Origin of the sequence: Mesorhizobium sp. 113-1-2 (genome assembly GCF_016756475.1) — a bacterium.
Classification (GTDB): Bacteria; Pseudomonadota; Alphaproteobacteria; order Rhizobiales; family Rhizobiaceae; genus Mesorhizobium; species Mesorhizobium loti_C.
Genome location: NZ_AP023242.1, coordinates 6507862 through 6533181, shown reverse-complemented (window position 1 = coordinate 6533181; position 25320 = coordinate 6507862). Strand labels below are relative to the sequence as shown.

The 25320-nt window shown below is 62.0% G+C and carries 17 protein-coding genes; 4 read left to right on the top strand and 13 right to left on the bottom strand.

Annotated features, from left to right (window positions below):
- Positions 1–289 precede the first annotated feature (289 nt).
- Positions 290–1351: an ornithine cyclodeaminase gene (locus JN279_RS31675; RefSeq protein ID WP_096455071.1), complete on the bottom strand. Its 1062-nt coding sequence runs from the start codon at positions 1349–1351 to the stop codon at positions 290–292.
- A 2-nt stretch (positions 1352–1353) separates the two neighbouring features.
- Complete coding sequence (rocF, locus tag JN279_RS31670) at positions 1354–2274, bottom strand: arginase (protein ID WP_096455073.1); 921 nt, start codon at positions 2272–2274, stop codon at positions 1354–1356.
- Between the two features lie 148 nt (positions 2275–2422).
- On the opposite strand from rocF, the gene JN279_RS31665 reads away from it, so the two are divergent.
- The gene (locus JN279_RS31665; protein ID WP_095197976.1) at positions 2423–2863 is read left to right on the top strand and encodes an Lrp/AsnC family transcriptional regulator; all 441 of its coding nucleotides are present in this window, start codon (positions 2423–2425) and stop codon (positions 2861–2863) included.
- 167 nt (positions 2864–3030) lie between these two features.
- Here JN279_RS31665 and JN279_RS31660 read toward each other — a convergent pair whose 3' ends face one another.
- Positions 3031–5331 carry a mechanosensitive ion channel family protein gene (locus JN279_RS31660; RefSeq protein ID WP_244734209.1) on the bottom strand — a complete coding sequence of 767 codons (2301 nt, stop codon included), beginning with the start codon at positions 5329–5331 and terminating at the stop codon, positions 3031–3033.
- A 404-nt stretch (positions 5332–5735) separates the two neighbouring features.
- Here JN279_RS31660 and JN279_RS31655 point away from each other — a divergent pair, with 404 nt between their 5' ends.
- A complete protein-coding gene (locus JN279_RS31655) occupies positions 5736–7868 on the top strand; it encodes an SAM-dependent methyltransferase (protein ID WP_244734208.1) in 2133 nt (710 codons plus the stop codon).
- Between the two features lie 6 nt (positions 7869–7874).
- Here JN279_RS31655 and JN279_RS31650 read toward each other — a convergent pair whose 3' ends face one another.
- Together JN279_RS31650 and JN279_RS31645 are read right to left on the bottom strand one after the other, a co-directional pair.
- Positions 7875–8555: a redoxin domain-containing protein gene (locus JN279_RS31650; RefSeq protein WP_096455075.1), complete on the bottom strand. Its 681-nt coding sequence runs from the start codon at positions 8553–8555 to the stop codon at positions 7875–7877.
- Between the two features lie 18 nt (positions 8556–8573).
- Positions 8574–11873: an adenylate/guanylate cyclase domain-containing protein gene (locus JN279_RS31645; protein WP_202351145.1), complete on the bottom strand. Its 3300-nt coding sequence runs from the start codon at positions 11871–11873 to the stop codon at positions 8574–8576.
- Positions 11874–12114: 241 nt separating this feature from the next.
- On the opposite strand from JN279_RS31645, the gene JN279_RS31640 reads away from it, so the two are divergent.
- Positions 12115–13887 carry an adenylate/guanylate cyclase domain-containing protein gene (locus JN279_RS31640; protein WP_096455077.1) on the top strand — a complete coding sequence of 591 codons (1773 nt, stop codon included), beginning with the start codon at positions 12115–12117 and terminating at the stop codon, positions 13885–13887.
- A 37-nt stretch (positions 13888–13924) separates the two neighbouring features.
- Here JN279_RS31640 and JN279_RS31635 read toward each other — a convergent pair whose 3' ends face one another.
- The 3 genes from JN279_RS31635 to JN279_RS31625 all read right to left on the bottom strand — a co-directional run bounded on the left by JN279_RS31635 (position 13925) and on the right by JN279_RS31625 (position 16937).
- Positions 13925–15304 (bottom strand): hypothetical protein, encoded by a 1380-nt coding sequence (locus tag JN279_RS31635; RefSeq protein WP_096455079.1) that lies wholly within the window; start codon positions 15302–15304, stop codon positions 13925–13927.
- Between the two features lie 114 nt (positions 15305–15418).
- Positions 15419–15937 (bottom strand): GNAT family N-acetyltransferase, encoded by a 519-nt coding sequence (locus JN279_RS31630; RefSeq protein WP_096455081.1) that lies wholly within the window; start codon positions 15935–15937, stop codon positions 15419–15421.
- A gap of 175 nt (positions 15938–16112) precedes the next feature.
- Entirely contained in the window at positions 16113–16937 is an 825-nt protein-coding gene (locus JN279_RS31625; protein WP_202351144.1) for a hypothetical protein, read from the bottom strand.
- Positions 16938–17128: 191 nt separating this feature from the next.
- Between JN279_RS31625 and JN279_RS31620 the strand changes: the two genes are divergently transcribed.
- Positions 17129–18544 (top strand): adenylate/guanylate cyclase domain-containing protein, encoded by a 1416-nt coding sequence (locus tag JN279_RS31620; protein WP_096455085.1) that lies wholly within the window; start codon positions 17129–17131, stop codon positions 18542–18544.
- Between the two features lie 18 nt (positions 18545–18562).
- Here the strand turns inward: JN279_RS31620 and JN279_RS31615 are convergent, their stop codons facing one another.
- The 5 genes from JN279_RS31615 to JN279_RS31595 form a co-directional block, all read right to left on the bottom strand.
- Positions 18563–19042, bottom strand: a complete 480-nt coding sequence (locus JN279_RS31615; RefSeq protein ID WP_096455087.1) for a class I SAM-dependent methyltransferase — start codon at positions 19040–19042, stop codon at positions 18563–18565.
- A 223-nt stretch (positions 19043–19265) separates the two neighbouring features.
- Complete coding sequence (locus JN279_RS31610) at positions 19266–20447, bottom strand: ABC transporter permease (RefSeq protein WP_096455089.1); 1182 nt, start codon at positions 20445–20447, stop codon at positions 19266–19268.
- Positions 20444–21442: an ABC transporter permease gene (locus JN279_RS31605; RefSeq protein ID WP_027031334.1), complete on the bottom strand. Its 999-nt coding sequence runs from the start codon at positions 21440–21442 to the stop codon at positions 20444–20446. The genes JN279_RS31610 and JN279_RS31605 overlap by 4 nt, the downstream gene beginning before the upstream one ends.
- Positions 21443–21444: 2 nt before the next feature.
- On the bottom strand, positions 21445–23343 hold the full coding sequence (locus tag JN279_RS31600; RefSeq protein ID WP_096455091.1) for an ABC transporter substrate-binding protein: 1899 nt from the start codon (positions 23341–23343) through the stop codon (positions 21445–21447).
- On the bottom strand, positions 23340–25235 hold the full coding sequence (locus tag JN279_RS31595; RefSeq protein ID WP_096455093.1) for an ABC transporter ATP-binding protein: 1896 nt from the start codon (positions 25233–25235) through the stop codon (positions 23340–23342). Before JN279_RS31595 ends, JN279_RS31600 begins: the two co-directional genes overlap by 4 nt.
- Between the last annotated feature and the right edge of the window lie 85 nt (positions 25236–25320).

The window sequence follows — 25320 nt, the reverse complement described above, 5'->3', positions numbered from 1 at the left end:
TTGCCGGAAGCCAAGGACGTCGCGCAGCTTGTGGTTTGAGGTCGGTCCCTCGAACAAATCCATATCTGACTTTTTTCTCACGAAAAACCAAATAAAATCAACGATCTTATGCGTCCTCCGGGCGCCGATCTGCTGACAGAGACTTGCCCGGATTCTTGGCGACAGAATCGAACCAAACGTCAAGCTGTGGTGCGACGCTCATCGTGACTTTGAGGCAGGCTGTGCCTCCGCATTTGCATGTGGCTGGGCTCTGTGCGGTTGCGACCGCACGGCCCGAGTAAACCGAAGTCTAGGTCGCTGCGGCAGCTTCGGTTGCGGTTGCTCTGAGCAGCATGCCGAAGAGGTCGCGCGGCTCATCGGGGTCGGCCAGCATGTCGAGTTCCTGGTAGAGGCCGGTCGACTTCAGCTGATCCCTGACATAGCGCAGCGCCGAAAAGTCCTCGATGGCGAAGCCGACGGAATCGAACAGCGTGATTTGGCCGGCATCGCGCCGGCCCTTAACAGTGCCTGATATCACCTGCCACAGCTCGGTCACCTCATGATCCGGCGCCAACTGCTGGATCTCGCCCTCGATGCGGGTCTGCGGGGGATATTCGACGAAGATGTCGGAGCGCAGCAGGATATCGCGGTGCAGTTCGGTCTTGCCCGGGCAGTCGCCGCCGACCGCGTTGATGTGGACGCCGGAGCCGACCATGTTGTCGGTGAGGATGGTGGCATACTGCTTGTCGGCGGTGACCGTGGTGATGATGTCGGCGCCCTCGACCGCCTCCTGCGCGGTGGCGCAGGCGGTCATGTCGAAGCCGAGGCCGGCGAGGTTGCGGATGCATTTTTGCGTCGCCGAGCGATCGATATCATAGAGGCGCAATTTGTCGATACCGAGCAGCGCCTTGAAGGCCAGTGCCTGGAATTCGGCCTGGGCGCCATTGCCGATCAGCGCCATGCTGCGAGCGCCGGCCGGCGCCAGGTGCTTTGCCGCAAGGGCCGACATCGCCGCCGTGCGCAATGCGGTCAAGATGGTCATTTCCGACAGCAGCACCGGATAGCCATTGTGGACGTCAGCGAGCATGCCGAAGGCGGTCACCGTCTGGCGACCCTCGCGCATGTTCTTCGGGTGGCCGTTGACATATTTGAAGCCGTAGACCTCGCCATCGCTGGTCGGCATCAGTTCGATGACGCCCTCGGCGCTGTGCGAGGCGACGCGCGGCGTCTTGTCGAACAGCTGCCAGCGGCGGAAGTCGTCCTCGATGTAACCGGCAAGCTCCACCAGGAAACGTTCGACGCCGATCTTCAGCACCAGCTTCATCATATGATCGACGCTGACAAACGGCACGATGTTGAGATTGGGGATCACGGTCAAAAGCTCCTGGTCGGGCGGTCCATGATCCTGCGACCCATCAGGCTGGCCGTCAGGTCCACCATCAAGGTGGCTGTGCGGCCGCGCTCGTCGAGAAACGGATTGAGCTCGACAAGGTCGAGACTGGTGACGAGGCGGGAATCATGCAGCGTCTCCATGACCAGATGCGCCTCGCGGAAAGTGGCGCCGCCGGGCACGGTGGTGCCGACCGCCGGTGCAATCGATGGATCAAGGAAATCGACGTCGAAGCTGACATGGAGCATGCCGTTTTCCGCCGCGACGCGGTCAAGGAATGGGCGCAGCAGCTTCTGCATGCCGTGCTCGTCGATGGCGCGCATGTCATGCACGGTCACGCCTGTCTCGGTCAAAGCCACCCGTTCGGCGGGATCGACGCTGCGCACGCCGAAAGTACAGATACGGGTGGGATCGACGCTCTCCTGCAGGTCAGGGAAGTAGCCGGCGAAGCCGGGCCGACCGCTGACATAGGCCAGCGGCACGCCATGCAGATTGCCGCTGGCGGTGGTGTCGAGCGTGTGAAAATCCGGATGCGCATCGAGCCATAGCACGAATAGCGGACGCCCAGCCTCGGCGGCGCGGCGGGCGAGGCCCGACACGGTTCCGGCCGAGATCGAATGGTCGCCGCCGAGAAAGATCGGCATGGCGTCCTCGCTCGCCGCGTAGGCGGCTGCGGCAATGGCGGATGTCCAGGCCGATATTTCGGGCAGGGCCTTCAGCGCCAGATTGCCATGCATAACGCGCCTCGCCGGAATTGCTTGGACGGCACCCATATCGTCGACAACGTGTCCGAGGCCGGACAGCACCTCAACAAGGCCCGCGGTCCTCAGCGCACTCGGCCCCATTTCGCAGCCCATTCTGCCGGCGCCGTCCTGCACCGGTGCCCCGACGATTTTGCAACGCATTGTTTTTCCCGCGACCAAATCCTGATAGCCGCGAGCAGATCATGGCGAGCCGGCGATACGAATAGGCAGAATTGGCAATCCCGGAAAGTATTCTCTATCATAATGGCAGCAGAACTGATCAAAATGGTAACCTCGATGGGTGCGCCCGATGGATACGCTTGACGAACGGCTGGTGACCTTGCTGCGACATGACGCGCGGCGCAGCGTGTCGGATCTCGCCATCGATCTGGGCGTCTCGCGCGCCACGGTCAGGGCGCGCATGGAGCGGCTGGAACGGTCCGGCGACATCATTGGTTACACGGTGGTCCTGCGCGCCGACGCTGTCGATCAGCGCATCCGCGGCATCATGCTCATCGAGATTGAGGGCCATGCCGCCGACCGCGTGGTGCGGGCACTGGGCGGCTTCCCCGAAGTCTCGACCATCCATACCACCAATGGCCGCTGGGATCTGGTGGTCGAACTCGGGACCGCATCACTGACCGATTTCGATGCGGTGCTACGGCGCATCCGCCTCATAGCCGGCATAACAGGCAGCGAAACCAGCCTGCTCTTGGCCACGCCGCGCACGACCCGGGCACGACTGACTTAGAGCCCCATCAAGACCGGCATGCTGCCAGCCGGTTCCTTCAAGCTACCGTCAGGGTAGGTGAGGCTCGTGACAGTACTTTTTCGTCTTAAACAGTTGAACATAAAAGAGTATCCTGCCACGGGCGATGCGCGCAAAGCTGCACCGTGACTGGCAGGTTCCCAGCTTTTCTACTCCGTTGTGCCAGCTTTTTTTCTGCGCCGATTGGTGTGCGACTGCGCGACGGCCATTCTTAACTCGGGCGTGATTTCCAAAGGCGCATTCTCCGCCTCATGTGGGTTCTGCAGCCCCTGGACGTGGACGGTGGGGAATGGGAGTTCGATGCCCTGCTCCTTGAAGGCCTGGCGGAGGCGTAGGAAGAATCTGCCTTTCATACTGAAGGCACCTCCCGGTCTGGTTGTGACCTTGACCCTCAAGACGATGCCGTACTCGCCGAATTCCTGTACGCCCTGCATCTTGATCGGTTCGATCACCCAGTGTTTGAATTCTGGATCTTCCGCCAGTTCGAGGCCTATCCGCTTGATCAGCTTGCGCGCGAGCTCGATATCGGTGTCATAGCCAACGGTGACGTTGAACTTGTCGGTGACCCAGTCGCGGCTCTGGTTCTGCACCGCCCCCAGTTCGCCGAAAGGTATTGTGAACAGCGGGCCACGATGGTGGCGCAGCTTCACCGAGCGCAGCGAAAAGCTCTCCACCGTACCCCTATAGCTGCCCGATGAAATGTATTCGCCGACACGAAAAGCATCGTCGAGCAGATAAAACACGCCTGAGATCACATCCTTGACGATGGTTTGTGCGCCAAAACCCACGGCGACGCCGACGACGCCAGCGCCGGCGATCAGCGGGCCGATCTGGATTCCAATTGAGGCGAGCATCATCAGCACCGCCATCACGATGATCACCGCGAGCAGAATGTTCTGGATGATCGGCAACAGCGTGTGCAGCCGCGCCTGATGCGGATCGAGGGTCAGGATGTCCTCATCGCCGATCACCGCATGCGGTGTGTGGATGCCCAGCTTTCGTTCGATCAAGGCTTTGATGATCGACCAGCCGAAATCGGCTGCAAGCGCAATGACCACGACATTGATCAAGCCGCTTAATATGAGCATGGTCGTCGTATCGCTCTCCCGCATGGATTGCATATCCAGACCCCAGACACGCGCGAGAAAGTAAGCCGCCGCCAGGATCAAAATCATCCTGATGCCGCGATCGATGACTGCGATTGTCACCGCCGGGATCGTCGGCCGGCCAGCATCTTCCGAACCCGGCCGCAGGACGAAATTGACCCCGCGCTGCGTCAGCACGATTGCCAAGGGCAGGACGAATGCGGCGAAGGTAAACCAGAACCATGTATACAGGCCGGCGATGCGCTCCAGGAACAGAACGACGAAATAAGCAGTCAATAACCAGGTCACGCCCACATGACCGCTGCGGTGCGCGCCATCCGCCGCCCTTCTTGGTCGTCGCCAAACGGCAAGCAGCCACAGAAACAGCATCACGAAATCGGCGCCCAGAGACAGAACCATCATTCCGTCCCGATCGATGCCGAGACCCGGCAAGAGGTTAAAGGCGGCGGCGAAGAAGGCGAAGACGCCGACGATCCGCGGTAGCCAATAGAACCAATGGTCAGCCGTTTCGTTGGTGATCGGCAAGGCACGAACCTCGACGGCGTTCTCGACGTGCATGAAGGAAGGGACGAGCAGGGCCAAAACGTAAGTGCGCACGCCCCATGTGAAGACTGCAGCCATCAGAAATGTCAGCACAATCTCGCGGATCAGCATTGGCCAGTCGAACAGCATGAACGCGCCGGCGCTGCCCAGTGCGAACGAGACGATCAGCAGGCTGGAATAAAGCAGGCGGCCGCCAATCTTCTTGGCTCGCCCGATGGGCGTATCCTTCGATTGGGCGATGATCCAAAGACGGAACGGGCGGGTGAGCTTGTATGTTGCCCAAGTCAGAGCCAGGCCGGCAGCGATGAATATCGTAATCAGCACCAATACGCCGGCAGGCCCTTTGCTGGACATATCCTCCATGGTCTGTGCCCGAACGCGCGCGAACTGGCCTGGCAGCAAGGGCAAAGTTCGCACGATTCTTTCGATATGATGTTTGATCCGATCGAGCGTCGAGGATGCCATCGTATTCATCTGGGCTGGTGCGGCCTCGGCGCTGGACGATGCGTCGGCCGGCGAAGCGCCTGCCTCGGCAGGCGTTCCTGTTGACCGCGCGTCCTGTTTTCGTTGTTCGGCCACCCAGGCCTTCACTGACGGATCATCGAGTAGCTCGAACAGCTGTTTGACCCTCTCAGGCGGGACGGTCGCCGGTGACTGCGCCTGTACCGGGCCAGCCAACAGGAGGGCGATCCCAAAGACGAGCGGCCTGGCAATCAGGACAAACATCGCCGTCAGATCTTCGAGACGCCATGCCGGGCGCGCCAGGTTCCTGGCTCCCAATCGTGGAATCATGAGTGACATCGTGCTGTAACCTTCCGGCCAAATCGGCGAGCGACGACATCTATATCCGTCGTTGCTCCTACCTTGAACAAGCCGATGTTGTGGTGCAAGGCGTCATCGGTCCGGGCTAGATCGTTGCGCCGGATACTTGGCGGTGTCTACTAGCCGCAGGGGCAGGGCATTTCGGTCTCGGCCCGGGTCTCCGGGCGTTCCATGAACCGGGCATCGGTGATTCCGGGCGCAGAACGCCGGCACCAGGATCCCAGGCCCATACTATGAGAGCATGAGCGCTTGCCATTCAGCCCTGTTACCAGGTCTTTTGCCTGTCTCTAATTCGCCCCGACCTTGACAGAACAGAGCTGCCATCCGATGCCGTCATCCGTTTTTGACATTCGCCGACTCTTGCCGAAGAAAACGAAAGCTCGATGGCCAAGGATAATGCGAACGGCGGTACTGCTTCCGAAGCCCTCGCGTGGACCGCGTTGTGGAACGCCGCGTCGGATTGCGGCCGCGGCTCGCGCTCGATCGACCCGCAGCCCCTGCGCGCGCTGCCGGCAGGACGCAAGTGGGTGCGTGAGGCAGCCAAGGTGGTCTTCGATGGGCTTATGGCGGGAAGCCTGTCGGCGCCAGGGCAATTGGCTGCCAGGTGGGACAGGTTCGGCGGGGCCATCACAGAGTTGATCGTCGAACTCGGCAAGATCTGGGGCGATCCCGCAGCGGGTCGCCGCGTCCAGTATCTCCTTGAGCAAATGCTTCTCGACGTCGACGACCTTGCCGCGCCGCGCAGACTGGCCCTGACACTCGGAATTCGCGTCGACGCGCAAAATCCGACCTCGACCGAACTTCCGGAGGGGGTAGATCAAATCTGCGCCCGGCTGATGATGGATAGCCAGATAGAGGCTCGCGTGCAGTTCGGCGCACTCGGGACAGTGACAAGGCGTCATTGGCTTGAATTGACCCAGGATTTCGTGCCCACTGAGCGGCTTGAACCTAGGTCTGATCAGGACAGCCACTTCGCCAAACTCGCGCAATTGGCCGCAGAAGCGCAGGAGCTGGTCCGGTCGAGTGCCGAGCCTATGGAACCCCTTCCAGCGCCGCGCCGTGCACCGGCCGCGGATGGGCACGACAAGGATCGGACGTCGTTCTGGGATCGCCATTTCGCGACCCAGGATCCCTGGAAGTACGGTTCGCCCTATGAGCAGGAAAAATATGAGCGGCAGCTCGAAATTCTGCCTGGCGGTGCCATCGGACGGGCGCTTGAGCTGGCCTGCGCGGAGGGCCACTTCACGCGGCAGCTGGCGCCGCGAGTGGGCCATTTGACCGCAACTGACATCTCCGCCGTAGCCATCGGGCGGGCGCGCGCGCGATGCAGCGATCAGCCGAATGTCGAGTTCGGCGTACTGGATTTCTCTGCCGATACGCTGCCGGGCGAGATGGATCTGATCGTCTGTTCGGAAGTGCTCTACTACCTGGATGATCTCGCCGAGTTGCGGCGCGTCGCTAGAAAACTCGCCGAGGCGTTGGCGCCTGGCGGCAGTTTCATCAGCGCGCATGCATTCGTGCTGCGTGACAATGTTGAAAAGACGGGCTTCGACTGGAACACATTCGGTGCACAAGCGATCTCTGAGGCTCTGGCGGCGACCGAAGGCCTCGTCCTCGAGCAATCGATCCAGACCGAGCTCTATCGCATAGACCGCTTCCGCCGCCTGTCACCAGACGAGGTGGCGGCGGAACCGAGGATTGATCATGTGCCAATCCGCGCCCGCATCGAAATAGGGGTCGCGCGAAAAATCGTCTGGGGCGGGGCGCGGGCCTTGCGCCGCGACGTCGCCCGCAGCGAGCGGCGGCAGCGTGTCCCTGTCCTCATGTATCACAGCATCGCCGATGATGGTCCGGCCGCGCTCGCCCGTTTTCGGTGCACACCCGCCGCGTTCGGCAGCCAGATGGCATGGTTGCGCGCCAATGGCTTTCACGCGATTGCGTCCGAGCAGCTGGAATGGTCCATCGCCGAGCGTGAGCCTTTCGCTGGCCGCCCGGTGCTCATCACCTTCGATGACGGCTTCCAGAACTTTGCCGACCATGCCTGGCCGATCTTGCGCGCCAACGACCTGACCGCGGAAGTGTTCCTGGTGACGGACCTTGTGGGTGAAAGTGCACGGTGGGACGCCCACAGCGGGCCGCCGACGCCGCTTATGGGCGCCGGAACGGTGCGACGCCTCGCCGGTGAGGGTGCCTTCTTCGGAAGCCATATGGCGACGCATCGCGCGATCGATGGTCTGTCGAGCTCCGACTTGGCCGCCGAGCTCCTGCGCTCTCGTATGTTCATCGAACGATGGACTGGTCGGCCGACCACGGCGTTCACGGCACCCTTCTCTGTAACCGACCGACGGCTTGGTCGGCTGGCCAGGGAGTGCGGCTATCGGATCGGCTTCGGCGGCAGACACGGGCCGGCGGGCCTCGATGGTGATCCCATCGACCTTCCACGCATCGAGATTCGCGGGGATCGCTCGCTTGATGACTTTGTTGCCATTGTCGAGGCCGTGCTCGATGAACGGTGAACTTGCCTATTGGGCGACTTGCGACACGGCCGACATCAGCTCCCGTGGGTTTGGCGCCCCAAACATGTATCGCCCACCCTCCGGAACCTCCGTGAAGCTCCAGCGCACGATCCCCTGCCGGTCGAGCAGGAACTGACCGACCAGTTGTCCGTGTCCCGTTGCCATCATCTGTTCGTCGGCTTCGGTCACTTCATAGGGGTCCTTCTTCTCGAGGAACTCGCCGGCCGCAAAAGGATCCATTGGGCCGGGCAGCACGCCTGGTATGTCGACCCGCAAGCCCTTTGCCGCTGCCATCGCGACCTTGTAGGGCCAGTTCGTCTCGTTTTCGGTGAACTCCAGATTGGGCAGTCCAAAAGCGCGATGTGAGGCGCGTTCTGGGTCGGAGGCAGCAAGCAGATTCGGCATCGGGTGGTAGCGGAAATAGAGACGCGCCCGTTCGATCGGCGTGTTGACCACCGTCAGGCTCTCCACACCCTTTTCGCGCAGCTCAGGATCGAGCCGCGCTTGGGCGGCGATATGGCGCCGGCAAAACGCGCAATGCAGACCTCGAAACAGGCCGACCAGCACCGGCTTTTGCCCGCGAAAGTCGTCAAGGGCGATCTTGCCTTCCTGGGTAATGGCGTCGAGTATCACGTTCGGCGCGCGGTCACCCGGTTGAAGCGGTACCAAGTCACTAGGCGCGGACATTTCTACCTCCAACCCCGGCTAGTCGAGAAAAGGTAGCACCACGAGCGATTCCGGGTCGAGCCCGTGCTGGGCGCATATACCCTGCGCCAGGGAAAAGTAGCGCTCGGCCTCAGGCAGATTGTCGAGGTCGAGATTAAGCGTTGCGAGACCATCATAGCACGGAAACAGCAATTGGGGCTCGCCCGTTTCGCGGGCCACGTCCAGCGCGTCGTGGAACAGGCCAACCGCCAGTTCCGGACGGCCGTTGCATTGGTGGATCTGCCCCAGCACGATCAACGGCACCGGCAGGTGCTCGCGCTGGTCGAGTGCCCGGTCGATCTCGATGGCCTTCTCTGCGGCAGGCACGCCCTCTGTCGGACAGCGATCCGTGAAGGTACAGCAAGCGACCGCCAGATTGGCCAACAGGCGCGCCTGGAAGCCCAAATCACCGATACGGCGCGCCACGTCGAGACCGCGCCGACAGACTTCGATCGCCCGTGCCGGATCGATGGTCGTGTAAAGCACGCCGAGATTGGTGTAGCCACGGCACGCAGCGCCCAGCAGACCGGCGGCTTCGGCCAATTCGATGCTGCGCTCAACCTGACGCACGGCCTCATGGTTTCGCCCCAGGCGAGCCAGCGCGACAGCCTTGGTATTGAGTGCCTCGGCGGTCACCAGAGTCGCATCGCGCCCCACCTCGGAGACATGCTCCGTTGTCAGACTGCCTACGCAATCCAGCGCCGCGTCCGCCCATTTTGCCGCGAGAGCGTGATCCCCGCTGCGGAACGCCTGCCGGCCACGCTCTTGCCAGAGATGCGCCTGCTCGACCGGGGCATCCGCTCCCTCGAGGAGCGCTGCCGCTTCGGCGTAGCGGGATTCTGCGTTGTCCCGCTTGCCGACGTCCCAGAGCAGCCTGCCGATCTTGCGCAAAACGCGCGCCGAAGCGACACGATCGGCTGACCCGCGGTATGCCTGCAGCACGGTCTCGTAATGCTGGTGCGCGATCTCGCGGCGGCCTGCCGGGCCGCTCAAATCGGCAATGCGCTCTGCAATTGCCAGTTTGAGCGGTGTTTGCCCGATTGCGCCCAACGCGGTCAGTGCCCGCTCGTAGAGACGAAGCGCGTCGTCATTGGCGTATATCATGCGAGCGCGGTCACCCGCCGCCTGCAGGTAGCGCGCGCCTCTCTCCCGCTCGGCGCTCAGTGCGAAATGATGACCGAGCACGGTCAAATCCTCGAGCCGTTCCGGCTTGTCGCCGTATAGTTGCTCCAAGGCGGCACCGACCCGCCCGTGGATGTCGGTCCGGCGTTGCAGGAGCAGATTCTGGTAGATCACGTCCTGCAGCAATGTTTGCGTGAAGCGGTAGCTTTGCGACGAGACCGAGCCTGATCCGGCAACTTCCTCGATGATTTCCGCATCGCAAAGCAGTTCGCAGCCGGCTTCCAGCCGGCCGGGGTCGGCCGTCACGGTTTTCAGAAGCGTGGCATCGAAGCGCGGGCCGATTACCGCCGCTTCCTGGGCCAACCGGCGCACCTCTTGGGGCAGCCGGTCGACGCGAGCAAGCAACATTGCCTGGATGGTGGCGGGAATGTCGGTTGCGACTTCGCCCGCCGCAGTCCGCCATCGCTGGCCCTCGCGCATCAGTGCACCGCGATCGATAAGGCCGCGAACGATCTCCTCTACAAAAAGCGGGTTGCCGCCCGCGCGCTCGAGGATCTGGTCGAGAAGCCTTCCTGCGGAGTTTACCCAACTCTCGCCGAGAAGCGCCGCCAGCAGGCTGCGTCCGTCATCCCTGTTGAGCGGCGAAAGCCTGAGCGCCGTGTGACTGACCCGACTTGAGTCTAGCTGGCCGTTGTCCGGCCCCGGACGATGCGTGACCAGCAACATCAACCGCGTGCGCTCCAACCTGTCCATGACGAAACGGAGTGCCTCGAGCGACACGGCGTCGGCCCAATGCAGGTCTTCGACGACAATCAACAGCGGCGACAAGGCAAGCCGCCGCTCGATGATTGTGCGGACGGCGTAGAGAATTTGCCGCCGCAGCTGCTCGGGCTCGACATGCTGCAAGGTGGCATCGGGGTCGCCAAGGCCGAGCACATGGTAGAGCAAAGGCATCAGCCGTTTTGCTTCTTCGCCCTGCAGGCCGAGATCGGCAAGCAAGTCTGCGAGCTTCCCCCGCATCTCGTCCCCATTGTCGTTTTGCATCATCCCGGCAGCGCTGCGCACCACCGCGCCCAAGGCGCCGAATGATTGTTCGCCCAGCGGTGAGCACGTGGCCTGCCGCACGGCGACGTTGCGAAAACGATCCTCGTCGCCGACGCGGGCGACGAACTCTTTCACCAGCCGCGATTTCCCGATGCCGGCTTCTCCGACGAGGCGGACAAGTTGGGCCGAGCCGCCGCACGCCTGGTCAAGGCCCGCCAGCATTCTGTGAAGCTCCGCGCCACGACCTATTATCGGCGCGCTGAGGCCGAGTGCCTCGAGCCCACGCGCTGCACGCGGCGCCGCAAGCGGTGCATCCAGTCGATGGACGAGCACACTGCCAGCCTTGCCGCGCAGCACGACATCACCCAGCGGTTCGTAGGAGAAGGCATGCCGGGTCAGCCTGTGCGTGAGCTCGCCTACCAGCACCTCACCCGGTGCGGCCAGCGATTGCAGGCGTTGCGCCGTATTCACCGTATCGCCGGTCACCGAATAGGATTTGGCGGTGCCGATGCCCAATCCGCCAGTGACGACCGGTCCGGTGTTTATGCCGATATGGAGCAACAGAGGCGTACCGGAGTGGCGGGCGCTTTCGCCGAGCCGCGCCGTCCGGGCTATCATGTCGAGAGCGGCGCGAAGCGCACGTTCCGGATCGTCCTCATGCGCGACCGGCGCGCCGAACAAAGCGAGCAGTGCATCACCGATGAATTTGTCGACGAAACCGCCAAAGTTTCGCACGGCCGCCGTCAATTCCTTGAACAGTTCGTTCTGCAGCGCTTGCATGACCTCGGGATCGAGCTGCTCGCTGAGTGTCGTGAAGCCGCAAAGGTCGGCGAACAGGACCGTTACCGTCCGGCGATCGGCGTCAGAGACGGGATGCAGCCCATCTTCGCCTTCGATGTTCGCGAGCAGCGACGGCGTTCGAGACGGCGGCACAATGGTCCGGCTTGGTGTCGCAGCAGGCCGTTCGACGGCTTTGGCGGGCGCACCGACGCTTGTCCCGCATTTCGGGCAGAACTCGAAATCCGGTGCGCAGAGGTAGCCGCAACTGGCGCATGGCGCGGGCTGGCGCCTGCCACATTTCGGACAGAAGGCGAAGCCGTCATCAACCTCGAAACCGCAGCCCGAGCAGTCCATCGAACAAGACCCCACTAGGGGCCGTGACGGCGTGATCTCGCTACGCAGTTCACGGCCAGCGTATCCACAAGGATGAACCGATATACGTCGGCCAGCAAGCGGCAGCTCAAATGGGCACCGGGGCGATCGGCATGGGCCTGTGGCAGAGCGTTGCCGATGCGGGCGGCTGCATGGCCGTCGTTTGCGAAAGTTCCCTCTTGCCTCCGTCTTCCTGCTATTGTGGAGATGAGGAGACGGACCCTTGAGCGAGAATCGTAAGCTGGCCGCAATCCTGGCTGCAGATGTGGTTGGATACAGCCGGCTCGCAAGCGCGGACGAAGATCGTACTTTGGCGAGGTTGCGGGCACTGCGCAGCGACCTGATCGATCCAATCATCGCAGTGCACAACGGACGAGTGATCAAGCGCACCGGGGATGGGGCGCTGGTTGAGTTCCGCAGCGTGGTGGATGCCGTGCGCTGCGCCATCGAGGTTCAGAACGGTATGGTCGAGCGCAATGCCGGCGTGCCGCAGGACCGCCGCATCGAGTTCAGGATCGGCATCCATCTGGGGGATGTGGTCGAAGAAAGCGACGGCGACCTGATGGGCGACGGCGTCAACATCGCCTCGCGTTTGGAGGGCGTCGCGGCGCCCGGCGCCATCTGCCTGTCCGAGGATGCCTATCGCCAGGTCAGGGCGAGGCTCGACCTCTCGGTCAGCGATCTCGGCAGCACGCAGCTCAAGAACATCGCCGAGCCGATCCGGGTCTATTCGCTGCAAGTCGGCAGCGCCGGGGCCAAGGCGGTAGCGACCTCGCAAACCGCGACGAGCCGGCCGGCGGCGGCAGCGCCGCCCAAGCTATCGATCGCCGTCCTGCCGTTCGCCAACATGAGCGGTGACGCCGAACAGGACTATTTTGCCGACGGCATTTCCGAAGACATCATCACGGCGCTGTCCAAACTGTCGCAGCTCTTCGTCATCGCACGCAATTCGTCGTTCACCTTCAAGGGCCAGAACGTCCATGTGCAGGAGGTGGGCACGAAGCTCGGCGTGCGGCATGTCCTCGAGGGCAGCGTCCGCAAGTCGGGGAACAGGGTGCGCATCACCGCGCAGCTCATCGATGCAGTTTCGGGCGGCCATCTCTGGGCGGAGCGGTTCGATCGCGACCTGACCGACATATTCGCCGTGCAGGACGACGTGACGCAGCAGATCGTCGGTGCGCTGGCGCTCAACCTGACTGATGGCACCCGGCTGCGGCTGGCGCCGGAGCACCCGCGCAACACGGAGGCGTATGACTGTTTCCTGCGCGGCCGGGAGCTGTGGCACCGGCTGACGAAGGAGACAAACACCGCCTCCCGCGACCTCTTGCAACGTGCCACCGAGCTGGACCCGAACTTTGCCTCTGCCTACGCTTTCCTTGCCCTCACGCACGGCGTCGATTACCTGAACAGGTGGGGTGCGTCACCGCCGGAATCGATGGCGCAAGCCGAAGAGGCCGCAACGCGAGCGGTAACGCTCGATGACAACGATCCCTGGGCGCACTGGGCGCTGGCGATAGCCAGGCTGTACACACGACGGCACGATGAGGCCATCGTCGAGGTCGAGCGCGCACTGGTCCTCAATCCGAATTTCGCCGAGGCGCATGTCTGCCGCGGCGAGACGCTGTATTACTCGGGCAGAGCCGAGGAGGCCCTCGAGAGTTTCGCCCGGGGAAAGACCCTGAACCCATACTTTCCGGATGTGCTTCTGCACTTCCAGGCTTTGGCATTGTTTCAACTGGGAAGATACGACGAGGCCGTCGACCTCTTGCTGCAACGGCTGGCTCGCAACGCTGTCACCGACGTCTCGCGCGCGCTTCTGGCCGCCAGCTACGGCCATCTGGGCCGTTTCGCCGAGGCCCGCGCGGCATGGCAGGAGTTGCTTCGCGTCAATCCCGACTATTCGTTGGAATACCGCCGCAAAGTCTTGCCCTACAAGAACCCTGCCGATTTCGAACTCATGGTCGACGGCCTCCGCAAGGCTGGTGTCGTGCAATGACAAATGAGGCCATGCGGACGGGTCAGACTCCAGAGGCTCACCGATAGATCGCCTGGCCGATCTTGCGCCACCGGGCGTTTTCGCGAACCAGTTTCAGGTCGTCGGTCGTCTCGGCAAAAGTCCGCAAACGGTATTGCCGGAGCAGGTCCGGGAAGAGCGCCCCATCCGGCAGGCCGGCAAGCTGCTCGCGGACCGAGATCTTTTCATCGATGACCCGCATGCCCCAGGCATTTTCCCGAACCTGCAGCTCCGCAGCCAGATCACGCTCTTCCGGCACGTTTTCGTCCAGCGCAGCCAGCAGGATCTGATGGAAAAGCGCGACATAGCCGATCTGTCTCAGGCCGCCCACAACCCGCGCCCGCGGCAATATGGCAAGGACGAGGAACGTCAGGAACAGGTTCGGCAAAAGCACGCCGTCCAGCAGCGCCTGCCTGAGATGCGGCCGCTCGAACGGGATGGAAAGACCATGCGGCCTGTCAGGCTCGATCAGGTGCCCGTTGTCGAGGACGAGCTTGCGCACGCGCTGCTCGCGAATGCCCCAGAAATAGTCCGTGGTGTTGGGCAGAAATCTGCCGAATGGTCCCGATGCGGCCTCTTGCAAGGCATGTTCGAGACGCTGGCGTCTTGCGGGCTCGGTGAGCAGCCTGGAAAGAAGGCTGCCGTCATATTCCAGATGCCGCGCCATGGCAGAGGCAGCGAGCCGATCGTCGATGAAAACCGGCCGGGCCATACCGGAACCATCCCACCTGGCGACCAGATCCTCATTGAGTTCTGTCAACGCATCGGCGGCGGTTCCAAACACCTTGTCCTGACTGGCAAGCAGTGTGCCCAGCCAGCGGCTGGCATCCGTTTCATCGCCCACCGCTTCGAGTGCGCGTTTGTTGAGGGAGACGGGACCGGCCGCGCAGGTGCTTTTGCGGCACAGTTTGTGGCGGCCCATGCCAAACAGGTTGACCTTGTCGTCGCCGACATCGAGCCATCCCGGCCCCTCCCGGCCAATGGTCTCCATGGTCATCGTCGTTCCCATGAAAGCGAAGAAGGCCGACAGCCCGTTTTCGACCGCTCCAAGCCAGGCAAGCAGGAGGGCATCGAAGGTGATCCGGTCCATCAGAAGCAGGCAGTGCAGGCCGGACTGGATAATCGGTCTGTGCTCGAACTCTTCGACGGCCTTGCCGATCTCCTCAGGCTGCATGATCGCACCGAGGCGCTGATGCAGGACTTCGCGCAGGATGGAACGGGCAGCGATCGCCGGCGCCGATGCAGGCTTTGCCACCGGCCGCCACAGACGGCGGGCGTAATCGGAAACCGGTGCATTCCAGTTCTGCTCGATGTCGTGCACGACTTCCGGGCAGAGCCGCGACAGCACAGCCAGAATTTCCGCCGGAGGCGTAGGGGTTGGGTCAGAGACGGCGGTCATCGATCCCGTCTAGCCGCTTGCGGTGCAAACGCCAAGGGAGACCGGACTTGCCGGGTGCGGCCCAGATCGTCAACTTGATCAAACGCCGAACCGCTGTAAGCCAAACAGCGGATCTTAGAACCGCAGCCGGGCCATGCTCAGGAGGTCGTGGTACTGCCCGTCGGTAAAACCGGCCTTCACATGCCGGCCTTCAATCTCGAAGCCGTGGCTTGAGTAGAGACGGATGGCCGGTTCGTTGTCGGCATAGACGGTCAATTCGACCCGCTTCAGGGCGCGCCAGTTGTCGGCCACGTCAAGCAGCGCGCCAAGTATGGCAGAGCCAATGCCCTTGCCGACAAAGGCATCGTCAAGGCCGATATTGATCTCGCCGATATGCGAACGGCGCGGCGAACCCTGCACGACCAGGCTGCCATGGCCGACGACCTTGCCGTCCAACTCGGCGACGATCCAGGTGGTTTCCTGGCCGGACTTGGCGATGCGCCGCTCCACCTGCTCCACCATCTCGAAGGGCATCCTGAGCGTGCCCCAACGGAAGCCCGGCATGTTGAAGATAGCGCAAAGCGCCTCCGCATCGCTTGGCCGTATGGCGCGGAGCTGCGGCTGGATTTTCTCGGAAGAGGTCGTGCTGGTCATGGCGTTCCCGGCTACAGCAATTCCAGGAAAAGTGTGAGCGGTTTTCCGCCCGGAATTGCGTCAGAACAAAGTGATAGAGCAGTTCGCCGTTTCCTTGAAACGGTGAAATGCTCTAAGGCAATCGGCTCGGCACGATGCACCGGACGTCACCTGAAAATCCAGCTATCTCTGCAGCCTATGCCGCCGATTGCGAGCCAAAATAGCGGGAGGCGGCGTAGAGTTTGAAGACGCCGCTGACGCCGATCCAGCCGAAAAGGGCGAGCCAGCACAACGTCCTGGTCGCTACCCAGTCGATCCGGTGCACCGCAGCGTCGGTGATGACGAGGCCAAGGATGGCAAGCAGGCCGACCAGAAACTGCGCCAGGCCGAGCACCAGCAGTTCCTCGCGCGGCGCGCTTTTCCAGACGAGATATGTGCCGCCGGCGCCGGCGAGGAAGATGGCGCTGTAGACCTGGGCGTGGAAGGGATCGACCGGCCATGGCCAGCTGCTGCTGACCACTTGGGGAAACAGCAACATGCCGACGCCGTAGAGCCCAAGGATCGCGGTTTCCGCCAACATATAGCCGCGCCATGCGGGATTGAGGGTCACGCCTTTTGCCGAAGGACGGGCCCTGGCCTGCCATAGGAACAGCCCGGATACCGCGGCCGAGGCAAGATAGACCAGGAACCAGAGCCAGGCCGCTTTTCGTTCGAAGCTGAAATAGCCGAGATTGATCAACGAAACCGCCGACACGATGACGGTGAAGATGAAGGCCATGACGAGCACCAGCCTGCCGGGCGACCAGCGGTTCCAGAACAAGAGCGCCGCCATCACCGCCATTTCGGCGGTGTAGAAGCCGCCGAGGAAGCGGGCACTGAATGGCGTGACGGGCCAGGGCCAGCGCGGCTTGACCAGCGCCGGCGCGAAAAACAGGCCGGCGCCCACGATCAGGACGATGATGACCCCAGCGGAGAAAATGCGCAGGGCTGCTGGGAATGGCGAGTTGTCGGACGTCTGCATGGAAACGGCCCCAAAAGGTGAATACCCGTGGACCATCATAGTGCCGCTTGCGGTCGGATGGAAATCGAGCTGTCACCAGGCTTGTCTATTGGAATGGCCGTACGATCCGTTTCGACGTAAAATGAATCACTCGGACCAAGGAGCGGTCCGGTCAACCCGCCTCGGGAGGCGCATTTTCCGGAGCCTGCACGATGAACGAAGCTCAGGATCTGTTCTCGCTTCTGCGGCAATCGACCGATGTCGACCCGCGGGCAATCGACGCGATCAAGCGAACCATCGCCGAGGGCGAGGATCGCGAGCTTTGCCGCATCAATGTGCCGGCCTTCGCCGGCAAGCATGGCCTCGACGAGGAGCGCGCCATAGGCGCCTTTCTCCATGCGGCGCGGGTGGGCATCTTCGACATTTCCTGGAATGTTCTGTGCCCCGGCTGTGGCGGCGTGCTCGATACCAACGCCACGCTGAAAACCCTGCAGAAGGACGAATACACCTGCGCGCTATGCTCCGAGGGCTATTCGCCGACACTCGACGAGATGGTCGAGGTGACATTCACCGTCAGTCCCCGCATGCGCAGGATTGCCGCCCACAATCCACACGAACTGCCGTTGATGGAATATTTCCGCCAGATCTACTGGGCGTCAGGCGTCGATCTGCCGGATGAGGATTTCGCGAAAACGATCGAATCGTTCTCGCTGGAAGATATCGAGCTTGCACCCGGTGAAAAGGCGGTTCTGCCCATACAGCTTCCGTCCGAATTCGTCATCGTCTTCGAGCCGGTAACCCATTCAGCGCAGTTCATCGACGTGAAGGGCGAACCGACAAAGGAGCGCCGAAGCCTGTCTTTGGTCTTCGACCGCGACCATGTCCAGAACCAGACGCTGGAGATGCAACCCGGCCCGTTGCGCATTTCGCTGGAAAACAGAACAGACACCCGCGTGCTGCCGACGGTCTTCATCGCCGGCCAGGCATTGCACGATCTCCTGGGCAAACGCCGGCCCTTCCTCACCGCCAAGCGCCTGCTCACCAACCAGACGTTTCGCGATCTCTATCGCACGGATACGCTCGACATCGATCAGCGCCTGAAGATCACCAGCCTGACCTTCCTGTTCACCGACCTGCGCGGATCGACCGCGCTTTACGAGCGGGTGGGTGACCTCCAGGCCTTCGATCTCGTGCGCGCGCATTTCCAGGTTCTGCACGAGATCGTCGCGGCGGAGGCAGGCGCGGTGGTGAAGACGATCGGTGATGCGGTGATGGCGACCTTCGCGACGCCCGATCGTGCGATTGCTGCGGCCCTCAGGATGCGCGATGCCATGCGTGCGCTCAACGACAAGAGCGGGCGCGAGGATCTGCTGCTCAAGATCGGAATCCATGCCGGCCCCTGCATTGCGGTGTCTATGAACGAGCGACAGGACTATTTCGGCCAGACGGTCAACATTGCTTCGCGGGTCCAGAACCTTGCCACCGCGCAGGCGATCTTCGCCACGCGTGCGGTGGTCGACGACGATCTCACCGCCGATCTGTTGCGCAGGAATGCGTTGACGCCGGTGCCCCACGAGGTCTCGCTGCGTGGCATTGAGCGGGAGATAGCCGTATATACGATCCCCTGAAACCGGGGCGTTACGCCCTTACACGCGCCTGCAGATGAAATAACGATCGGCTGATACCGAAGGCGGCGGCGGGAGGCGTTGTAACTGCGGATGATCGAGCGGCGTGCCGCTGACCGCGAGGCCGCCGACGCGAAGCAGGCGCGCGGTCAGATCGGGAAGCCAGGTAGAGGTCACGGCATCGCGATCTTCATAGCCGGTGCCGATGTCGGCATGAACAAGAGCGGCGTCGATGCCAATGAACCTGCTCGCCGTCTCGCGTATTTCGCCGAGCACGAGGTTTTCAGCTTCGGGAATTGAGCTGGAGTGTGCGGCAAGTGCGCGGTCGAATGCCACGATCCGGCGTCCGGGCAGGCGCTCGCGCAGATGGTCGAACGTCCGGCCGTTGCCGAGGCCGAGTTCGATCACAGGCCCCTCGATCTTCGCCACCTCGGCGCAGACTAGATCGAGAATGTCGCGCTGTGCGGTCATCCTGCGGATGAAACTCTCGAGGCGACTCATATGCGTTTGTTTGTCCTGAACCAGCCCAACAGATCGGCAATGAGATCATCAATGCCCGTGACCAGAACGGGTCGCGGGTGGAACCCGGGGCGACGGGTTAAACCCCGATCGAGTCCTGCCGCATATAGAGGCGAACGATGAACACCGCAACATCCGAACAAGGCTGCCGACAACGGTCATACCGGGCCGAGTCGGCGGCCCGGCGCGTGTCGGAACAGCGATCTCACTTGTAGGGGTCTGCGGCGTCCCGCAACCCGTCGCCGAAGAAGTTGAACGCCATGATGACGAGAATGACGGGGAGCATCGGCAAAAGCAGCCATGGATAGAAAGCAATCACGCTGACGCTGCGTGCCTCGGTGAGCAGGATGCCCCAGCTGGTTGTCGGCGCCCTCAGGCCGAGCCCGAGGAAGCTCAGCGCCGTCTCGCCCAGGATCATGCCGGGGATGGAGATCGTCGCCGTCGCGATCAGATGCGACATGAAGCCGGGAATGAGATGCCGTCCGATGATGCGGCTGCTGCTGGCGCCCATCAATTGCGCGGCCAGAACGTAGTCCTCCTCGCGCAAGGCTAGAAGCTTTGAACGCACGGCCCGCGCCAGTCCGGTCCAGTGGATCAGCCCGAGGATGACGGTGATGCCGAAATAGATCAGGATCGGACTCCAGGTTATCGGCATGATCGCCGCCAGAGCCAGCCACAGCGGAATGCTGGGGATCGATTGCAGAACTTCGATTATCCGTTGAACGATCAGGTCGAAGATACCGCCGTGGTAGCCGGCCAGTCCGCCGATGACAATGCCGAGCAGGAAGCTGAAACTGATGCCGACGAGGCCGATTGTCAGTGAAATGCGTGCGCCATAGATGATGCGCGAGAGCACATCGCGTCCCAGCCTGTCGGTGCCTGCCAGAAAGAGCTGGCCGTTTTCGGCAGGGCAGACAAAATGCCTGTCACCTGCGATCAGGCCCCAGAACCAATAACTGTCGCCCTTGCAGAAGAAACGGATCCGCTGAACATCATCCTGTTTGTCTGTGTAGTTCCGCTTGAGGGTGTCCATATCCAGCGTCATCTGGCGGCCATAGACGAAAGGCCCGACGAACTGGCCGTTGTGGAACAGGTGCACGCGCTGCGGCGGCGAATAGATGTAGTCCATGTTGCGCGTATGCAGATTGTAGGGCGCCAGGAACTCGCAGATCAGTATCCCGAAATAAAGCACTGCCAGGAATATGCCGGATACAACGGCAAGCCGGTGCCTTCGGAATTTCCACCACATCAGCCGTAGCTGCGACGCCTGATAGACCTTCGATTGCTCCGGCGTCATCGCCTCGACCGACTGCAGGTCAAAGGGCGCGATGGAAACGTAGTGTTGCAGTGGAGCACCCGGAGCGGGCAGTGGCGATTGCGTGTTCATTTGGTGCTGCCGCCCTGCAAACGAATTCGTGGATCAAGCAGCGCCAGCGCCAGGTCGGAAATCAGCACGCCGATTACCGTCAGGAAGGCGAGGAACATCAGGAACGACCCTGCCAGATACATATCCTGGCTTTGCAGCGCCCTGATCAGCATCGGCCCGGTCGTTTCCAAGGACAGCACGATCGCGGTGATTTCGGCGCCGGAGATGATGGCCGGCAGGATAGAGCCGATGTCGGAAATGAAGAAATTGAGCGCCATGCGCAGCGGATATTTGACCAGCGCCTTGAAGGGATGAAGGCCTTTGGCACGCGCGGTCACGACATATTGCTTGTGTAGCTCGTCGAGCAGATTGGCGCGCAGCCGCCGGATCATGCTTGCCGTGCCCCCGGTGCCGATGATCAAGACTGGGATCCAGAGATGGGCGAGGATCGACTGCGCCTTGGCCCAGCTCATCGGCTCGCCGAGATATTGCTGGTCCATGAGATGACCGATGGACGTGCCGAACCAGATATTGGCGAAATACATCAGGATCAGCGCCAGCATGAAGTTCGGAATGGCAAGGCCGAGAAGGCCCAAGAACGTCAGGCCGTAGTCGCCCCAGCTGTATTGATGCGTGGCGGAGTACATGCCGATCGGAAAGGCGATGAGCCAGGTGACGATGATCGTGACGAAGGAAACCAGCACGGTCAGCCACATTCGGTCGCCGACGACGTCGCGGACCGGCAGCTCATACTCGAAGGAATAGCCGAAATCGCCATGCAGCATCCCGCCGACCCAGTAAAAGTAGCGAATGACCGGAGGCTGGTCGAAACCATATTCCTTGCGCATCATCTGGATGCGATCGGAATCCACCGCTTCGCCCTGAGCCCGAAGCTCGGCGACATAGCTGTCGAAATAATCGCCAGGCGGAAGTTCGATGATCGTGAACACCAGCGCCGATATGACCAGCAGCGTTGGAACCATCACGGCGATGCGCCAGACAATATATCGAAGCACGCTCAGGTCTCTCCAAGCCAGAATGTATCCGGCATATAGACACCGAAATAGGCAGTCGGGTCGTAGCCGTATAGCGCCTTGTCAGGCAGGTTGCGCAGCCGCGAGGACGCAAGAATCGGCTGATGCGTTGCGTTCACCGTACCGATCGAAAACACCTGATCGGTGTAGATCGACAGCATTGAATTCCAGATTTCGGCGCGCTCCGTGGCTTCGGTCGATGCGTTCCAGCGCTTGAGCAAAGCCATCAACTCGACCACAGGCGGAAGATCGGGCGCCTCACCGAGCGTGCCATGAGACAAATAGTGAGCACCCCAGAGCGGCCATTGCAACTGATCGTCGACGGTGGGGGCCAACTGGTACGGGTTCATGTCGGCGGTCGGCACGCCATTGTCGATGCCCGACCAGATCGACATCATGATCTCGCCGCCAAGCGCGCGGCTGCGGAAGATGTCGCGCTGTGAAGTCCGGATGAACAGGGCAATGCCGATCTTGCGCCAGTGATCGGTGATGAGTTCGAGCGCATCGGTTTCCAGCGTGCTTTCGCCGGCCGTTTCAACGATGACCTGCGCCGGGCGTCCGTCGGGAAGTATCCGCAGGCCATCATCGTCACGCCTCTGAAGCCCGACCTCGTCGAGCAAGGCATTGGCCTGGTCGGGATCATGGGCGACCCAGGCTTTCGCGAATTCCGGCCGGTAGAGCGGGCTCTCTGGCAGGACCGTATCGGCACTTTCCTGCGCCAATCCGTAGAACACGGCCAGATTGATCTCGCGCCTGTCCACAGCGAGCGAAAGTGCGCGGCGCACGCGTACGTCACGGAAGAGGCCACGCCACACCTGGTCGGAACAATTCAGATTGGGCAGCAGCGCCAGGCGCGAGCCCTGTGTGCGTTTCCACAGATGCATCTTCACCGGGTAGCGCTTCTCCGCGTCCTTCAGGAAGGAGTAGTCGGCGAAGTCAATTCCCATGCATTGCAGGTCGCTCTCGCCCGCACCGGTCTTGGCGGAAATGATCGCCGACGAGCTGACATTCATGACAATCCGGTCGACATAGGGCAGTTGCCGGCCGTTCTCGTCTGTTCGATGAAAGAACGGGTTGCGCTCGAAGATGAACTGCTCAGCCGGCGGCTTGGTCCGGTTCTGCCAGGGATCGAGCGTCGGCAGCTCCGGGTTCTCCGGGCGATACTGCCGCGACATGCGGATATGCAGGAGCGTCCATTTCTTCGCCCGGTACTCCTTCATCAGGCCGGCGAGCCGGAAGGGATCCTGGTATTTCTTGTGGAACTGCTTGAGATAGGCGGCCGGCAGAGCAAGCGAGAGCGGCGAAGCAGCAGCGAGCTTGGGCAGGAAGTCGGGATTGGGCGCATCCCAACTATAGCGGACCGTCAACGGATCGACGATCTCGAAGCGTGGTGGCTTGCCGTCCGCCAGCAGGGAAGGGGCGAGCCCGTCTTGCGAAAGCTCATCGTTCAGCCAGACATCTTCCCAGCAATAGCGAAAATCCTCCGGCGTCAGCAGGCTGCCGTCGGACCATTTATGTCCTTCCCGTATCTTGAAAGTGAAGACGCGATCATCTGCTACATGGAAACTTTCGAGAATGTCGGCTTGCAAGTTGAGCTTTTCGTCATAGCCGACCAGGCGAGCATACCCGTAGATCGTCATCATCCGGATATCTTTCTGGCTGCCGATGATCGTGCGCAGCGTGCCGCCATACTGGCCGGGCTGCCGGCCCATCGCAGCGAGATTCAACGCACGCGGGTTCTTGGGCAGGCGTTCGGCGAGCGCCGGCAGGGCCCTGGCCTTCAACTGCGGCTGAAGAAATTCCGGCTCCAGATCGCCGGCGCGCAGCGTGCCCGGCAGAAATGTCGAAGCCATGAGGCCAAGGACGGTGCGGCGGTTGATCAATGGCGTAGGTCTCTGACATCGGCCGAACGTCGGGCCAGCACGAGGTGGCCGCCGCCAAGGTCGAGCGGCGACAGCATATCCTCGTCGCCCTCGTCGCGGAATTGCGGTCCCCATGCGCTGGTATCGGAAGCGCCCCCGAGCTTCAGCGTCTTGAAATCCATCGGCCTGTCGAGATCCGGGAAAGGTACCGCGGCGACCAGTGAGCGCGTGTAGGGGTGGACCGGTTTCCTAAGCAGAATTTCGCGCGGCGCAAGCTCGACGATACGCCCGCCGCACATCACCGCGATGCGGTCTGCCATATAGTCCACCACGGCCAGATTGTGGGATATGAACAGGTAGGTCAGGCCCAGTTCCTTCTGCAGGTCCTTCAGAAGGTTCAGGATTTGCGCCTGGACAGAGACATCGAGTGCCGAAACCGGCTCGTCGCAGATCAGAAGTTCAGGCCCCAGCGCCAACGCGCGCGCGATGCCGATACGCTGACGCTGCCCGCCGGAGAAACTGTGCGGATAACGCTTGATGAAGCGCGGATCGAGCCCGATTGCCTGCATCAGGCTCTTGACCGTGGCCAGTCGGGACGCGGCATTGCCGCGCTGATGGATTTCCAGCGGCTCGCTTAAAATGTTCTCCACCGTCATGCGCGGTGAAAGCGACGAAACCGGATCCTGGAAGACCATCTGGATTTTCGCGCGCAGCAAGCGCAGGGCGTCTCCCTCGGCCTCCAGGACGTCGATTGATCTGTCGCGGCCGTTGAAGACCACGGAGCCGCCGCTCGGGGTGACTGCCCGCATCAGCATCTTGCTGACGGTGGTTTTGCCGGAGCCGCTTTCGCCGACCAGACCCAGGCACTCACCCCGCCTGATGTCGAAGCTCACGCCGTCCACGGCGCGAACAGTGGTTTGATGATCCCCGCCGAACCATCCGGACTTGCGGGTGGTGAAGACCTTTTTCAGATCCCTGACCGACAGCAGGATGTCGTCCGGCCCCGTCGATGCCGGCGCCGTCTGCTTGCCGAGCAGGTTCCCGACATTCACCGGCACCTCGCGGAGCGCTTTCAGCCTTTCGCCAGGCTTCAGGTCGAAATGCGGAACGGCTGCCATCAAGCCCTTCAAGTAGGGGTGGCCCGGCCGGCGGAATATCGCCTCCACAGGTCCCGCTTCCATGATCTCGCCATGGTACATGACCACCACCTCGTCGGCGACATTGGCGACGACGCCGAGGTCGTGCGTGATCAGCAGCATCGCCATGTTCAGCTTGGTCTGAAGCTCGCGCAGCAACTGCAGGATTTGCGCCTGGATGGTGACGTCCAACGCCGTCGTCGGCTCATCGGCGATCAGCAAAGCGGGCCGGCAGATGAGAGCCATGGCGATCATGGCGCGCTGACGCAATCCTCCCGAAAGTTCAAACGGATACATGTCATAGGCGCGCTTGGGATTGGGAAAGCCGACAAGGCTGAGCATTTCCTCTGTCCGGGCCTTGCGCTCCACCCGAGCCATGGGCGTATGAATCTGCAGCGATTCGCTGACCTGGTTGCCGATCGTGTGCAGCGGCGACAGGGATGTCATCGGCTCCTGAAAGATCTTGCCGATGCGGCTGCCTCTCAACGCCCGGATTTCGGGTCCATCGCGCGGCATCTGCAGGATATCCTGCGTCGTGCCGGGCTTTTCAGGATCGGAAAACAGGATACGGCCGCGAACATGGGCTGTGTTCGGCAAAATGCCCATCACAGCCTGGCTGAGAACCGATTTTCCGGAACCTGACTCGCCCACAAGCGCGGTAACCTTGCCGGGCAGGACGCGAAGACTTGCGCGCCTGACGGCATGCAACGGTCCCCCGATAATGGCAAAAGAGATGCCAACATCTTCGATCCGCAGCAGATCAAAACCCGAATTCATTCTCGCACCAGCCCCACTCTGGCAGTCCAGAAAGCGAGACTAGCGCATTGCCAGCCTAGAGCAACTTGGATTCGAAACGGTCGCC

Bases quoted from the DNA above. Each gene is read 5' to 3' on its own strand.
- JN279_RS31615 (WP_096455087.1), bottom strand. From the start codon at position 19,042: ATGAGTCGCCTCGAGAGTTTCATCCGCAGGATGACCGCACAGCGCGAC.
- JN279_RS31610 (WP_096455089.1), bottom strand. From the start codon at position 20,447: ATGAACACGCAATCGCCACTGCCCGCTCCGGGTGCTCCACTGCAACAC.
- JN279_RS31665 (WP_095197976.1), top strand. From the start codon at position 2,423: ATGGATACGCTTGACGAACGGCTGGTGACCTTGCTGCGACATGACGCG.
- JN279_RS31620 (WP_096455085.1), top strand. From the start codon at position 17,129: ATGAACGAAGCTCAGGATCTGTTCTCGCTTCTGCGGCAATCGACCGAT.
- JN279_RS31650 (WP_096455075.1), bottom strand. From the start codon at position 8,555: ATGTCCGCGCCTAGTGACTTGGTACCGCTTCAACCGGGTGACCGCGCG.
- JN279_RS31660 (WP_244734209.1), bottom strand. From the start codon at position 5,331: ATGTCACTCATGATTCCACGATTGGGAGCCAGGAACCTGGCGCGCCCG.
- JN279_RS31595 (WP_096455093.1), bottom strand. From the start codon at position 25,235: ATGAATTCGGGTTTTGATCTGCTGCGGATCGAAGATGTTGGCATCTCT.
- JN279_RS31645 (WP_202351145.1), bottom strand. From the start codon at position 11,873: ATGGACTGCTCGGGCTGCGGTTTCGAGGTTGATGACGGCTTCGCCTTC.
- rocF (WP_096455073.1), bottom strand. From the start codon at position 2,274: ATGCGTTGCAAAATCGTCGGGGCACCGGTGCAGGACGGCGCCGGCAGA.
- JN279_RS31635 (WP_096455079.1), bottom strand. From the start codon at position 15,304: ATGACCGCCGTCTCTGACCCAACCCCTACGCCTCCGGCGGAAATTCTG.
- JN279_RS31655 (WP_244734208.1), top strand. From the start codon at position 5,736: ATGGCCAAGGATAATGCGAACGGCGGTACTGCTTCCGAAGCCCTCGCG.
- JN279_RS31630 (WP_096455081.1), bottom strand. From the start codon at position 15,937: ATGACCAGCACGACCTCTTCCGAGAAAATCCAGCCGCAGCTCCGCGCC.
- JN279_RS31625 (WP_202351144.1), bottom strand. From the start codon at position 16,937: ATGCAGACGTCCGACAACTCGCCATTCCCAGCAGCCCTGCGCATTTTC.